This window comes from Streptomyces sp. WM6386 (assembly GCF_000972385.1).
Taxonomy (GTDB): domain Bacteria; phylum Actinomycetota; class Actinomycetes; order Streptomycetales; family Streptomycetaceae; genus Streptomyces.
Genome location: NZ_JXTE01000664.1, coordinates 1 through 354, shown reverse-complemented (window position 1 = coordinate 354; position 354 = coordinate 1). Strand labels below are relative to the sequence as shown.

Below are 354 nucleotides of genomic sequence, written 5' to 3'. Positions count from 1 at the left end.
CCTCCAGGCCGTGGAGGGCACCTGGAAGGACTACTCGGAGCAGGGCGGCCGCGCGCTCGAGGAGTTCGCCGCGTTCTTCTACCACCAGCCGTTCACGAAGATGGCGTACAAGGCCCACCGTCACCTGCTGAACTACTGCGGCTACGACACCGACAAGGACGTCATCGCGGGCGCGCTGGGCCAGACCACGGCGTACAACACCGTGATCGGCAACAGCTACACGGCGTCGGTGTACCTGGGTCTGGCCGCGCTCCTGGACCAGGCGGACGACCTCACCGGCCGCCCGCTCGCCTTCCCCAGCTTCGGCTCCGGCTCCGTCCCCGGGTTCCTCCCCGGGACCGTGGAGCCCGGTTG

1 protein-coding gene is annotated in these 354 nt (G+C 69.2%); it reads left to right on the top strand.

The features are described 5' to 3' along the window. Positions 1 to 354, top strand: a 354-nt coding sequence (locus tag TN53_RS43155) for a hydroxymethylglutaryl-CoA synthase (RefSeq protein ID WP_046264396.1), incomplete at both ends; no start/stop codon positions are given.